The organism is Caldanaerobius polysaccharolyticus DSM 13641, assembly GCF_000427425.1.
Lineage (GTDB): Bacteria > Bacillota > Thermoanaerobacteria > Thermoanaerobacterales > Caldanaerobiaceae > Caldanaerobius > Caldanaerobius polysaccharolyticus.
Window position 1 is genome coordinate 663229 of sequence record NZ_KE386494.1, and the last position, 12853, is coordinate 676081.

Genomic DNA, 12853 nt, shown 5'->3' on the forward strand with positions numbered 1-12853 from the left:
CCAACACCTCTAGACAATCAATTTTGCTATGAACACGATAAATTCGGCAGCAGGCACAAATATGATCTGCCCTAAAATCGTGCCAAGAAGTTTGCCGCCCACCAAGTAGATCACCATGGCATTAACATCTCTTAAGGTCCTCTTGCCGTGTAGGGCCTGATCTGTAACCATAGCTGCTACAGGATCAACCATTACAGCCAGTAATATAGTGGCCATGCCGTTAATAATACCCGAAAGCGAACTGGCCGTCAACCTGAACTGAGGCAACAATGCTCCAGCATATATGGCTGATAACATACCTACCGTGTATATAGCAGTTATAGGTATATTGAGTATCAAAAAGCCCTTGGGAATGTTAGCGTTTTTGGTATTTTGTATCATATCTATCCTCGGCCTGACGATATTTTGCGCGAGGTCTTTTATGCGCCTTATAGACATAGAATTAAGTATAAGCCTGGGCACAGAGCCTGAAGCATCCAGCCTGTCTATCGCTTTAGAGAATATCCTCACAAAGGATGGTATAAATGCAATACCTAAAATCGTGGCAACCGTTGCAGTAGCTATTACAAGCCTGAACACTATGGCCAGCGAAGACACTTTATTCTCTTTTATGGCTATATCCACTATACTGCTTAGAAAAGGCGTCTGAACCATATTAGAAAGCCTCGAAATTAACGCCAGTATATTAAAAAGTGATAAAGCGATAGCTATCTTACCTGTTCTCACTCCCGAAGGCCTTATAGAATACGACAATGTATCGATAAATTGGATTATAAATGTGGCACTACATACCAGCACTAATCTGTTTATGTCTACATTAAGCATTTAACCACCCATTCACTTTTTAAACTTCATATAAACCCCTTCAATTATATTTTATAATCAGGTCATTTGCAATAAATTTATGCTCTACAGGATATAAAAGCTCTGTCAAGGCTATCAGGATCAGCGATTTTGAACCGATTATCCATAATAGTCACATTCCTAAAACCTATTTGTACCAGTGAATCCACCACTTTTTCCAAGGGAAAACTGACTTCCATAATGCTCTCTTCGTATCCCTCAAAAAGTCCGTCGTCCTTTTTAACAAAAGCAGTAAAAGTCACACAAGCCATATCGCCAAAGGATATGCTCTTGGATATGGTGTAGTCACCTCTTGGATGTTTCCTGACTTTTATATTGTTCCAGTTTTCTTTCAGGTCTTTTAACGTGTTCATGTCAAAAATAAAAAGGCCGCAATCTCTTAAATGCCTTTTGACACACCTAAACATGGCGGTCCACTCTTCAAAAGTTCTGAGGTGATTTATAGCATCAAAGGTGCATGTAACAAGATCGTACTTTTTATTCAGGTCAAAATCGCACATGTTGCATCGATAGTACTTTACGCTGACGCCCGCTCTTTCAGAATTTTTTTTTGCTTCTTTTAGCATCTCATCGGATATATCCAATCCTTCTGCAATTATGCCGTCTTTTGACGCGTTAATCGTTAAAACACCGGTACCACAGGCCACATCCAGCATGTTATAAGGTTTAAAATTAATAGTATCCATATACTCTTTAATATGCGGCCACAAGTTTCTCGCGTAATCCCCCCAGCCCAGCCTATCATAAAACCTAGCAAACTGTTCGTACATCATATCACCTCGTGCATTTTATAAACTCATTCTACAATATAAATAATTTTGTTGCAACATCATGTTATGCTATAATGATTATCAGTGGTTGGATACTTTGAACATCATTATCATGGGGTGAGATTATTGAAATTATTACACATAGAAGACAAAAATATCCTGGATTTTTTCTTCAAAAAATACCCTCCGCAGATCTCCGAATACACCTTTACAAACCTTTATATGTGGAATCACCGCTACAACCTTCACTACGAAGTAATTCAAGATTGCCTTTGCCTTGTATCTCAAAAAGACGCCATCACCATACTGCCCCCAGTAGGCGATGAATCCAACACCATAAAAGCCCTTGAAAAATTATGGGAACGATACGCCAAAGAAGGATTAAGCGTATTCTTTGAGCGTTTTCCAGAACATATGGCAAAAAAAATAAAAGAACTTTTTAATGTGAACATGGTCCTAGACGAGGACAACAGCGACTACGTGTACAACACCAGTGACCTCATAAACTTATCCGGGCGAAAATACCATTCGAAGAAAAACCACGTAAACCGCTTTAAAAAGCTGTACAATTACACTGTGGAAAACCTAAGCAAAAATCATGTCGCAGAATGTTTGAGCTTTACAGAAAAGTGGCTTGAGGACAAAGACCTCCAGCAAAACCCTGGCCTATTGGAGGAATTTCACTCTATAAAGACCTTTTTTGAAAATTACGAAATATTCGATGTAAAAGGTATTGTAGTAAAAATACAAGGAGAAATACAAGGTTATACCTTTGGCGAATTGCTCAACCCTGATACAGCCGTAGTGCATATAGAAAAGGCCAACCCGGATATACCTGATCTATATGCCTTTATAAACCAATGCTTCGCAGAGACCGCATGGGCTTCCATACCTTATATCAATAGAGAGCAGGATATGGGTATACCCGGGTTGAGGAGAGCTAAACAATCCTATCATCCCGTAAAGATGGTCTACAAGTACAGGGGACAAATGTAACTTCTGCTTTTTTCTCTGACAACAACATCACGGCCGAACATATGGTAAAGAACAGTTTCAGCAGCTTTTAAATGCCTGTACACCGTATCCGCAGAATTGCAAGAATCTATATGTACACCGCTACGCAGGTATATAGTTTGGCCCTTAAGTCTAGCCATATCCACCTGGCAGTAATTTATATATCCTGTCTTTTCACCTATGCCACGTTCCCCGCGCATTTTAAGGGGAACCATTATTATGTCTCTGCTAAAAGGTATGGGTAGGTATAGCTTTTTTCCCGTTATATTGCTACACTCGACTCTCAGAGCACTCAAATCCCTGGCAAAATACCACGCCATGTATTTGAGAACATAAACAACCCTGCAAGGTACCGTATACCCTGTTCCGTTATTGTCTATAATCTTGACGCAAGCCCTTCCTTTACAGGGTTCTGGCACCACCGCGCATATTTCATCGGCTTTTACAGGAAAGTTTAACACTCCTTACCACCTCAGGTATATTATATATCGAACTTGTGTTCGAGTCAATAAAAACACTATTTTTTAAATAAATTTTATGTTGACATATTAAATAATTTTTAATATACTTGTACCATAAATCTATATAAAATCTATCTAAATAGTGAGAACTCTTATCGAGAGTGGTGGAGGGACTGGCCCTATGAAGCCCGGCAACCGGCTTTAAGCACGGTGCCAAATCCTGCAGGGATCTCCCTGAAAGATGAGAGAGTAAAGCCTCTCTCGAAGAGGTTTTTTTGATGCGGAAAGACGGGTGAACGAAATGATAAAAATCCAGAACTTATCTAAAGTATACGACACCGGTGGTCAAAAAGTTGTAGCATTAGACGACATAAGCCTCACTATCAAAGACGGAAGCATATTCGGTATAATAGGTCTAAGCGGCGCCGGCAAATCGTCATTGGTAAGATGTATAAATCGGCTTGAAGAACCTACAAAAGGCCGTATATATATCGACGATATAGACATCACAGCGCTGGATAAAAAACAACTGAGGGAGATGCGCAAAAAAATAGGGATGATTTTTCAGCACTTTAACCTGTTGTCCAACGCTACCGTCTACGAAAACGTGGCCTTCCCCCTTAGGATAGCCAATTACCCTAAGGACAAGATAAAGGACAGGGTACATGAGCTGTTGCGCCTGGTGGACTTAGAAGAAAAAGCTTATAGTTATCCTTCCCAATTAAGTGGCGGACAAAAGCAAAGAGTAGGTATAGCCAGGGCATTGGCCAATCACCCCCGCTTACTTCTAAGCGACGAAGCCACGTCCGCATTGGATCCCATGACGACCAGGTCTATACTCAAGCTGCTGAAGGAGATCAACAAAAAGTTCGGCATAACAATCATAGTCATCACCCACGAAATGGACGTCATAAAGGAAATCTGCGATGAAGTAGCCGTCATCGAGAACGGAAAGATAATAGAGCAAGCAGATGTAGTAGATCTGTTTACCAATCCTTCAACGCAGACCACCAGGGCATTTATTGAAGATATAACCGCTAATCTGCCCGAAGACATAAAGATTTTAGAAAAACCCGGAGAAAAATTTATAAAAATCAGTTTTACGGGTACTGCTACATCAGAAGCGGTAATATCTAACATGATCAGAAAATACGGCGTGGACGTCAACATAATCAGAGGAACTATTGACAACGTCAAGGACATATCCATAGGTAAGCTTCTTGTAAAGGTATCAGGCGATGCTGAGGGGGTCTCCTCTTCCCTCCAATACTTAAAAGAAAAGGGCCTAAAGGTAGAGGTGTTAACCGATGAACAGCATAATAAATGAGTTCGTAAATCTGTACCAAATCATAGCTCCCTCTTTGATCCAAACCGTATACATGGTGTTTTTCTCAACTCTTTTTGCCGTTCTCTTTGGAGCACCACTGGGGATTATCCTGGTAATAACTCGAAAAGGCAACATATGGGAGAAACCTCGCCTCAACAGTGTGCTGGGAGTTATCATCAATACGGCCAGGTCCGTGCCTTTTATTATACTGATGATAGCTATATTTCCTATATCCCGCTTTATTGTGGGCACTACCATAGGTACCACCGCGGCTATCGTGCCCCTGGCTTTATCTGCAACTCCTTTTGTAGCCAGGGTGATAGAGAGTTCTCTACTAGAAGTAAACTGGGGCGTAATAGAAGCATCTCTCTCCATGGGCGCGTCCATCCCCCAGATCATATTCAAAGTACTGCTACCTGAAGCCAGGTCGTCGCTGGTATTAGGCATAACGTTGACCGTAATAAACATCATAGGTTACTCCGCCATGGCAGGAGCCATCGGTGGAGGAGGGCTAGGAGACCTGGCCATAAGGTACGGGTATATGAGATTCCAAACAGATGTATTGGTCGCTACCATAGTGATACTTATAATAATGGTCCAGGTGATTCAATCCACAGGAAATTATATTGCAGCTATACTCAATAAGAAATAAAGGAGGAATTGATGTGAAAAAAATCCTATCGGTTATATTGTCACTAGCAATCGTCATCGTCCTGGCATCAGGATGTGCAAAAAGCGCTAATAATAATAAAACCTCAGCCAAAACCCAAGATGCTAATGCAAAAGCTAAAAAAGAAACAGTGATAAAGGTAGGAGCTTCTCCTGTGCCCCACGCTCAAATACTCAATTTTGTGAAGCCAATACTGGAAAAACAGAGAGTAAAACTGGAAGTAGTGGAAATGACCGATTACGTTACACCTAACGAGGCGGTATATGACAGGCAGTTGGACGCAAACTTCTTCCAGCACCAGCCTTACCTTGACGAGTTTAACAAAGAAAAGGGAACAAATCTGGTCTCTGTAACTAAAGTACACATAGAACCCATGGGTTTGTACTCTAAAAAAATCAAAAAAATCGATGAACTAAAAGATGGAGCCACTATAGCCATTCCCAACGATCCCACCAATTCAGGTAGAGCATTGCTTTTGTTGCAAAAGTACAATGTCATTAAGTTGAGAAAAGACGCTCCCCTTACGGCTACTCAGAAAGACATAGTAGACAATCCCAAACACATAAAATTCCAGGAACTGGATGCAGCTCAACTTCCGCGTGTGCTACAGGATGTAGACGGTGCAGTGATAAACGGCAATTACGCTTTAGATGCCCATTTAAATCCTTTAAAAGACGCTATAATACTGGAAGATAAAGACTCACCTTACGCTAACATACTGGCAACAAGACCTGACAACAAAGACAATCCCGGCATACAAGCACTGGCTAAAGCATTAAACTCTCCTGAAGTAAAGAAATTTATCCAAGACAAGTACAAAGGCGCTATCGTGCCTGCGTTTTAAATAAAATCCCAGATGGCAGTATATTACCTCCATTGTACGACATAATAAAAAGGGAAGGGAATAAAATAAATTTTAAGGAGGTAATACAATGCCACAGCAACACATACATTGCAGCGTAAGCAATTGTCACTACTGGGGTACAGGCAATGTGTGCCAAGCCAGCGAAATACTGGTCACGTCTGATAAAGTTGGCGACGAAAAAAGCGAGGCTTTCGACGCACCACGAAATGCCGCGACCATGTCTACAACACCTGTCAGGACGTGCATGGAGACATGCTGCAAAACCTTCACTGATAAAAACGCTGGTAATTTTAAAGCCGATGGCGTGTATAGACAATAATGTAAAAGAGTTCCTTAAAGGAACTCTTTTTTATGTAAAAAAACGCAATAGCACTTTACAATACGGTAACGTTGATGTATAATTATGGTATACAATACTATTTATGGTACAGTTTTAGCTAACGCAAGGGGGAAGCAACTATGGAAAACACAGAAATTATGATATCTATAGGAGAAATGGCTCAACGATTTAACACCACCATCCAGACAATTCGATGGTATGAAAAAGAACTAGACCTGAAACTACCCCGTAACGAACTAGGCCAAAGGATTTTCGGCAAAGCAGAAATAGAGCTTTTTGAAAAAATATTCTTTTTAAAAGAGCAAGGGCTCAACCTGAAAGCTATAAAAAAGATCCTGGAAAACGACAGCGTTATAGAGCAATCACCACAAACCGACGTAGCTGTAAAAGATAACTCGAGAGAAATAGCTCTGTACAACAACTTTATCGATTACATGGAAACATTTCGATCCCAGCTACTCGACGAAATACGCCATGAAAGCTACCAAAGCAGAATATCCATTATCGATACTATAAACGAAGTAAAGGAAGAGATTGCCGCTACCAGCCAATCCTTTGAAAGGGTAGACAAATTCATAGAAGAATGGAGGCAAAAACAAAAAATATCCCCCAAAAAATCATTTTTGTCCAGGATATTCAGGAAGTAAGCCTATAATATACCATTCATTAATAAATTTATCCAGCAACGCATTAAAGCTCTGTATATAAAGGTAAGGGACATCCCATTCCAGAAGTTGGTTAAGCCACCTTTCTCCACGTTCGATTATCTGCTTTATAGATTCTGCATTTGCTTTTTTGCCATCAAGAAAGCCGTAATAATCGTATACTATTTTAACTATGGAAGGATCAAACTGCGTTCCACTACAGCGATTTATTTCCTGAATGATAGACACAAAGCTCATGGGATTGCGATAAGGCCTGACGCTATACATAGCGTCAAAGGCATCTGCTATAGAAACGATCTTTGCGCCAAGAGGCACTGCTTTTTGATCAACTTTATAGTATCCATTGCCATCATACCTTTCATGATGGTACTTAATAATAGGGATAACGCCTTCTGTCACTCCATAATCTTCACATACAACCCCTACACCGTACAGGGGGTGTTTTTTTATTTCCATCCACTCCAGATCGTTCAGAGGCTCGCTTTTAACCAATATCTCTTTTTTAATTTTTATTTTTCCCACATCGTGGAGCAAAGCTCCTGTAACATACAGTCCTGTCTCCTCCTTATCCAAGTTCAACGCCTCACAAATCAAGAGCACATAAAAAGCAGTAGAATTCATGTGGTCAAACAATGTATCCAGATAATACCTGACCCCTAAATACCTGCTGCTAAACTTGGTGTAAATTATCGGGGGAGATGGTAATAAATACCCCCCCCCCCATTTTACATTCTTTTCCAGCATTCATAGCATCCTCCATTACCTGATTTCAACTTATATATTGCAGCATAAAAAGGTGAAAAGCACCATAAAAACAAACAAAACAACTAAAATACAAACAAAATTACTTCTTCAGCCTTTCAGGAAGCTCCGGTTGATGGTATGTCCACCACGATGCCACACCAACTCCAGTAGTAGCTACCAATGTCACCAGGGAAACAAACAACGACAGCAATACATTGCGCTTTTTCATTTTCCTTCCCCCTCCTTTGGCATTTTATTATGCTGAACCGGATGATGTTTTTCTACATGTATTCTAAATTCTACACCATCATCCAGGTTAACAGCCTCTATTGAACCATTTCTAGCAGCAAGCAACGACTTGGCAGTATATAAACCTATACCACGGCCTTCTCTCCCTTTTGTGCTAAAGCCATAGTCAAATATGTGCTCTATTATATCATCAGGTATAAATGAGCCCTTGTTGTACACACTAAAATGATAATTAATATCGTCCTCGTAAATGCCAATACACACAACCTTTTCCCCACATGTCTCAACAGCCTCTATAGCATTGTCTATTACATTCCCCAATATTTGGGTTATCTCATGGGGCATCAAATCAAGGTATTCCAAAGCTGTTTTAACGTCAAACCTCATATCTATGTTCTTTATCTTGGCTATAGAATACTTAGAATTTAAAAGAGCATTTACCGCAATACTTTTCGTCCTGAATATGTTCTCAAATTTTTTAAGCTCTTTAAACATCTCCTGTATGTATTTAATGGCCTCATCAGGCATGTTGATATTTAAAAGCCCATATATAACCTGTATGTTGTTTAAAAAATCATGCCTTTGTATCCTGAGGCTTTTATTTATTTCTTCAAGGTTCTTGTAATTTATCTCTCTGATCATGTGCTCTTTTTCAATTTCTATCATCTTAAATATGTTCTTTATCATTATAATACCATAAACGGCAAGTAATAGCAACACTATATCCATAGCTATTAAACCGATGAGTCCGTCGCGAAAATCTAAAACACCCAGAAATATGTAATAATAACCGAAATTTATCAACGCAAGCAACAACAGCAAAGACACTATGTAAAAGATGATAGCCATAAACTTGTCTTTCATAACCTATTCCTCTTTCGAATACGTATTCGTCAAAGTCAAATTAAACCTTCGTAGCAAAAAATAAACTAATATCATAAACAAAAACTGCGGAGAAAAAGCCACAAGTTCCAATAACTGATTCTTCATCACCTCATATAAAGACACATGAAGTATGCTTAAAACCAAAGACGTAAAAATCTGTTCAATAAATCCATACACAACCACCGTGATCACCAGCGACACAAAGACCAACTTAAAATCCACTTTTAAAATGTATACCACTAGCAAAATGCACACTAACAACTGTAGCAGCGAATGTAACAAAGTGTAAACATGTATTTGCCTTATAGCATAGGTAGCAAACCCCTGCAATGTACATACCAGCATTAATTTCCCGAAATTAGGACTTAAACCTAAAAGCTGAAGCGCTACGAGGAGAGTTATCAGCGTCTCAGGTATGGTTATGATGAACACGTCTATAAACCTATACGTCATGCATTCACCTCCCTCTTAAACCTGATCTTACTATTTTATTGTATAAAGCATCAAAAGCTTTTGTGATTTTAAAACCCAAAGGGGCAATAAAAAGGGATTGGTAAACCACGGCAGTAACTATACCGACAGCTATTCTCTTATAATCGAACACATAAAAAAGCCCTGCCAGCGCAAAGATCGCTGTAGCCAACGCCATTGAAATGATTTTATACCTCTTTTTTAACCCGTAAGCAATGGGCTTTGCTGCCACCTGCGCTGGGGCGTAAAAGTAACAGACCAGCAATACTGCAGCAAAAGCAATATACATATAATACGGTTTAACCACATTCCACATAATAATATACCTTAAAATAAGTCCTGCTATGGGATACACAATAAGAGAAAAGGCATAACATGATCCAAAGGTATTGCAATGAGCGCCTCCCGATATGAGCTTAAATCCTCCCGCTACAAGCAGCAAAACAAACGTTTCCTTAAAAATACCTATAACATACGCCACGACCAGGATGGTGATTATTTCTACAAAGCTCTCCAAGATGAGCTGCAGGCCGAAATAAACATAATCCTTCTGCTCATCGGTTAAAGGTATTTTGCTGCATATGTAAATCAGCACTCTACGTGATATCTCTTCCATATTCTCTAACCTGCCTTTACTCTACAGTCAATCATGAGTCTATAATTCTACAAAGTTTTACAAAATCCTTCTTCGCATATAAAAAAAAAACCCATTCACTGGGGCTTGATCTTACCGATATCTCTCCTGTACTGCATTCCTTTAAAATCAATTTTATCTATGTTATTATAGACTTTCTCCCTGGCATCCAAGAGCTTATCGCCCAAAGCAGTAACAGACAGAACCCTACCCCCTGATGTAAGCAGCTTTTCCCCTTCCTTTTTCGTACCGGCGTGAAAAACCATCACATCCTCATCTACATCGTCCAGTCCGCTTATCTCAAACCCCAACTGATATTTGCCAGGATAGCCCGCCGATGCTGCTACCACACACATAGCAACCTTATTTTTCCATTTTATTTGCATTTCACTTAATCTCCCATCTACAACCGCTTCCATTATATCCACAAGATCCGCATCCAGAAGAGGAAGTATAACCTGGGCTTCAGGGTCACCAAAACGAGCGTTAAATTCCAGCACCTTTGGGCCGTCTTTTGTCAGCATAAGCCCTGCATACAACACCCCTTTGTATTTTCTGCCCTCCGCATCCATAGCCCTTACAACGGGTTTTAATATATTTTCCACCGTTTCCCTGTGAATGTCCTCAGTGTAATAGGGATTTGGCGCTATATTGCCCATGCCACCTGTATTTGGACCCATGTCCCCATCGTACACCCTCTTATAATCCATGGCGCTCACCATAGGCACCACTGTCTTCCCATCGGTAAAAGCCAGTACAGACAATTCATGTCCTCGCAGGCACTCTTCAATTATAACCGTATCGCCGGATTTTCCAAAAATCCTTTTGCCCATAATATCTTCTATGGCTTTTTGAGCCTCATCTCTATTCTCCGCTATGACTACTCCTTTACCCTGGGCCAATCCATCGGTTTTAATAACCGTGGGGTACTCAACCTCATTTAAGTAATTCACAGCTTCGTCCAGATTATCAAAGGCCTTAAATTTCGCCGTGGGAATATTATACTTCTGCAACAGGAGCTTTGTGAAATACTTACTTCCTTCTATAACCGCTGCATCCCTGGAAGGGCCAAATATCCTCAATCCCCGCCTGTTAAACACATCCGCGATCCCTTTCATGAGGGGTATCTCGGGTCCTACCACAGTAAGCTCTATGTCGTTTTCCTGAGCAAAGTCCGCCAGTTCATCCACAGCGTCTGCTGCTATATCCACGCAATGGGCTATCTTCGCTATACCGCCATTACCCGGGGCGCAGTAAATCTCGTCAACTTTGGGGCTTTGAGCTAATTTCCACACTATAGCGTGCTCCCGCCCCCCGCCTCCCACGACCAATACCTTCACATCTCTCCCTCCTTAATGCTTAAAGTGCCTTATGCCTGTAAATACCATGGCAATGCCGTATTTATTGGCGGCTTGGATAGACTCCTCATCTCTTATGGATCCACCTGGTTGAATTATAGCCGTAATCCCGGCTTTTGCCGCGGCCTCCACCACATCAGGAAATGGAAAAAAGGCATCTGACGCCAACACAGCACCACGTGACCTTTCCCCTGCCTGTCTTATAGCGTTCTCCGCCGCCCATATCCTGTTGACCTGTCCGGGGCCTATGCCCACAGTCTGCCCGCCTTTTGCCAGCACTATGGCATTGGATTTGACATATTTCACCACTTTCCAGCCAAAGAGAAGATCCATCATCTCCTGATCAGTCGGCTTTCTCTGGGTAACTACCTTCAACTGGTGCACATCAACATCCACTGTATCCATATCCTGCACCAGCAATCCGCCGTTTACCTTTTTCACATCAAACTGCGCGGTTTGAGGCATATCCAGCTGGAGCTTTAATACCCTCAAGTTTTTCTTCTTTTTGAGGACAACCAACGCGTCGTCCTCATAATCTGGAGCCACAATTATCTCCAAGAAGAGCTCGTGCATTTTCTCTGCTGTCTTATAGTCTACTCTGCGATTTAATGCCACAATCCCTCCAAATATAGATACAGGATCACACTCATATGCCTTCATATATGCGTCAAAGATGTTGTCAGCAATACCCACGCCACAGGGATTAGCGTGTTTAACCGCCACCACTGCCGGCTCCTCAAACTCCTTAACCAATTCAATGGCCGCATTGGCATCATTTATGTTATTAAACGAAAGCTCTTTTCCGTGAAGCTGAATTGCACTGACCAGATTTGAAGACCTGTTGCCTATTTCCCTGTAAAAAGCCGCTGTCTGATGGGGATTTTCGCCGTATCTGAGATCCTGCACCTTCTCAAAGGTAAGCGTCAGCATATCAGGATATTTCTCATATCCTGCCTGCCTCTTGAGATAATCGGCTATCAGTGTGTCGTACTGGCTGGTGTGTACGAATACCTTTGCTGCGAGTTTGAAGCGAGTCTCATAGCTGACATCGCCATCGGTTTTAAGCTCTTTTAACACCACTTCATAATCTTTGGGATCTACTATAACTATCACGTACTTATAGTTTTTTGCCGCTGCCCTCAACATACTGGGGCCGCCGATATCTATGTTTTCTATAGCCTCGTCCAGTGCAACCCCTTCCTTCAACACAGTCTCTTTAAAGGGATAGAGGTTTACCACAACCATATCAATGGGCTTTATCCCCAGCTTATCAATTTGAGCCATATGATCAGGGTTATCCCTTACTGCCAAAATCCCTCCGTGTATAGCAGGATGCAGCGTTTTAACGCGGCCATCCATTATCTCAGGAAATCCCGTAACATCCGAGATACTTGTCACACTTATTCCATTATCCTTCAACGCCTTTGCTGTTCCCCCTGTGGATATAATCTCCACGCCCATATTCGCCAGTTCCCTGGCAAAATCCACAATTCCCTCTTTGTTTGAAACGCTTATCAGTGCCCTTTTAACCAATTT

At 41.1% G+C, this 12853-nt stretch carries 16 protein-coding genes and 1 riboswitch; of the genes, 6 read left to right on the plus strand and 10 right to left on the minus strand.

All coding sequences use genetic code 11. The features are described 5' to 3' along the window. Positions 1–9: 9 nt before the first annotated feature. Both CALPO_RS0104200 and CALPO_RS0104205 read right to left on the minus strand, forming a co-directional pair. Positions 10–825 carry a lipid II flippase Amj family protein gene (locus CALPO_RS0104200; RefSeq protein WP_035172152.1) on the minus strand — a complete coding sequence of 272 codons (816 nt, stop codon included), beginning with the start codon at positions 823–825 and terminating at the stop codon, positions 10–12. A gap of 77 nt (positions 826–902) precedes the next feature. Further along, entirely contained in the window at positions 903–1634 is a 732-nt protein-coding gene (locus CALPO_RS0104205) for a class I SAM-dependent DNA methyltransferase (RefSeq protein WP_026486213.1), read from the minus strand. A gap of 117 nt (positions 1635–1751) precedes the next feature. Between CALPO_RS0104205 and CALPO_RS0104210 the strand changes: the two genes are divergently transcribed. After that, complete coding sequence (locus CALPO_RS0104210) at positions 1752–2630, plus strand: DUF2156 domain-containing protein (protein ID WP_245589908.1); 879 nt, start codon at positions 1752–1754, stop codon at positions 2628–2630. Here the strand turns inward: CALPO_RS0104210 and CALPO_RS0104215 are convergent. Beyond that, positions 2606–3109: a hypothetical protein gene (locus CALPO_RS0104215; RefSeq protein ID WP_026486215.1), complete on the minus strand. Its 504-nt coding sequence runs from the start codon at positions 3107–3109 to the stop codon at positions 2606–2608. The genes CALPO_RS0104210 and CALPO_RS0104215 overlap by 25 nt on opposite strands. A gap of 149 nt (positions 3110–3258) precedes the next feature. Beyond that, a riboswitch (SAM riboswitch) is annotated at positions 3259–3357 on the plus strand. A 53-nt stretch (positions 3358–3410) separates the two neighbouring features. Between CALPO_RS0104215 and CALPO_RS0104220 the strand changes: the two genes are divergently transcribed. The 5 genes from CALPO_RS0104220 (at position 3411) to CALPO_RS0104240 (ending at position 6958) form a co-directional block, all read left to right on the plus strand. Further along, positions 3411–4436, plus strand: a complete 1026-nt coding sequence (locus CALPO_RS0104220) for a methionine ABC transporter ATP-binding protein (protein ID WP_026486216.1) — start codon at positions 3411–3413, stop codon at positions 4434–4436. Continuing rightward, positions 4417–5088, plus strand: coding sequence for a methionine ABC transporter permease (locus tag CALPO_RS0104225; protein ID WP_035172154.1), 672 nt, complete (start codon positions 4417–4419; stop codon positions 5086–5088). The genes CALPO_RS0104220 and CALPO_RS0104225 overlap by 20 nt, the downstream gene beginning before the upstream one ends. Positions 5089–5101: 13 nt before the next feature. After that, positions 5102–5950, plus strand: coding sequence for a MetQ/NlpA family ABC transporter substrate-binding protein (locus CALPO_RS0104230; protein WP_026486218.1), 849 nt, complete (start codon positions 5102–5104; stop codon positions 5948–5950). 88 nt (positions 5951–6038) lie between these two features. Continuing rightward, on the plus strand, positions 6039–6290 hold the full coding sequence (locus tag CALPO_RS0104235; RefSeq protein WP_026486219.1) for a DUF1540 domain-containing protein: 252 nt from the start codon (positions 6039–6041) through the stop codon (positions 6288–6290). Positions 6291–6430: 140 nt separating this feature from the next. Next, entirely contained in the window at positions 6431–6958 is a 528-nt protein-coding gene (locus tag CALPO_RS0104240) for a helix-turn-helix domain-containing protein (RefSeq protein ID WP_026486220.1), read from the plus strand. Here CALPO_RS0104240 and CALPO_RS14140 read toward each other — a convergent pair. From CALPO_RS14140 to purH, 7 genes are all read right to left on the minus strand, one after another. After that, on the minus strand, positions 6929–7720 hold the full coding sequence (locus CALPO_RS14140; protein ID WP_051585822.1) for an HD-GYP domain-containing protein: 792 nt from the start codon (positions 7718–7720) through the stop codon (positions 6929–6931). The genes CALPO_RS0104240 and CALPO_RS14140 overlap by 30 nt on opposite strands. A gap of 100 nt (positions 7721–7820) precedes the next feature. After that, complete coding sequence (locus CALPO_RS14390; protein ID WP_084295158.1) at positions 7821–7949, minus strand: cyclic lactone autoinducer peptide; 129 nt, start codon at positions 7947–7949, stop codon at positions 7821–7823. After that, positions 7946–8833 (minus strand): sensor histidine kinase, encoded by an 888-nt coding sequence (locus tag CALPO_RS0104255; RefSeq protein WP_026486221.1) that lies wholly within the window; start codon positions 8831–8833, stop codon positions 7946–7948. The genes CALPO_RS14390 and CALPO_RS0104255 overlap by 4 nt, the downstream gene beginning before the upstream one ends. A 3-nt stretch (positions 8834–8836) precedes the next feature. Continuing rightward, complete coding sequence (locus CALPO_RS0104260) at positions 8837–9307, minus strand: hypothetical protein (RefSeq protein WP_026486222.1); 471 nt, start codon at positions 9305–9307, stop codon at positions 8837–8839. Between the two features lie 4 nt (positions 9308–9311). Then, entirely contained in the window at positions 9312–9941 is a 630-nt protein-coding gene (locus tag CALPO_RS0104265) for an accessory gene regulator ArgB-like protein (RefSeq protein WP_026486223.1), read from the minus strand. Between the two features lie 95 nt (positions 9942–10036). Further along, entirely contained in the window at positions 10037–11299 is a 1263-nt protein-coding gene (gene purD, locus CALPO_RS0104270) for a phosphoribosylamine--glycine ligase (RefSeq protein WP_026486224.1), read from the minus strand. 12 nt (positions 11300–11311) lie between these two features. Continuing rightward, a complete protein-coding gene (gene purH, locus CALPO_RS0104275) occupies positions 11312–12850 on the minus strand; it encodes a bifunctional phosphoribosylaminoimidazolecarboxamide formyltransferase/IMP cyclohydrolase (protein WP_026486225.1) in 1539 nt (512 codons plus the stop codon). Between the last annotated feature and the right edge of the window lie 3 nt (positions 12851–12853).

Excerpts from the sequence above, each read along its gene's own strand:
- CALPO_RS0104200 (WP_035172152.1), bottom strand. The coding sequence starts at position 825 with ATGCTTAATGTAGACATAAACAGATTAGTGCTGGTATGTAGTGCCACA.
- CALPO_RS0104205 (WP_026486213.1), bottom strand. The coding sequence starts at position 1,634 with ATGTACGAACAGTTTGCTAGGTTTTATGATAGGCTGGGCTGGGGGGAT.
- CALPO_RS0104220 (WP_026486216.1), top strand. The coding sequence starts at position 3,411 with ATGATAAAAATCCAGAACTTATCTAAAGTATACGACACCGGTGGTCAA.
- CALPO_RS0104225 (WP_035172154.1), top strand. The coding sequence starts at position 4,417 with ATGAACAGCATAATAAATGAGTTCGTAAATCTGTACCAAATCATAGCT.
- CALPO_RS0104235 (WP_026486219.1), top strand. The coding sequence starts at position 6,039 with ATGCCACAGCAACACATACATTGCAGCGTAAGCAATTGTCACTACTGG.
- CALPO_RS0104240 (WP_026486220.1), top strand. The coding sequence starts at position 6,431 with ATGGAAAACACAGAAATTATGATATCTATAGGAGAAATGGCTCAACGA.
- CALPO_RS14140 (WP_051585822.1), bottom strand. The coding sequence starts at position 7,720 with ATGCTGGAAAAGAATGTAAAATGGGGGGGGGGGTATTTATTACCATCT.
- CALPO_RS14390 (WP_084295158.1), bottom strand. The coding sequence starts at position 7,949 with ATGAAAAAGCGCAATGTATTGCTGTCGTTGTTTGTTTCCCTGGTGACA.
- CALPO_RS0104255 (WP_026486221.1), bottom strand. The coding sequence starts at position 8,833 with ATGAAAGACAAGTTTATGGCTATCATCTTTTACATAGTGTCTTTGCTG.
- CALPO_RS0104260 (WP_026486222.1), bottom strand. The coding sequence starts at position 9,307 with ATGACGTATAGGTTTATAGACGTGTTCATCATAACCATACCTGAGACG.
- CALPO_RS0104265 (WP_026486223.1), bottom strand. The coding sequence starts at position 9,941 with ATGGAAGAGATATCACGTAGAGTGCTGATTTACATATGCAGCAAAATA.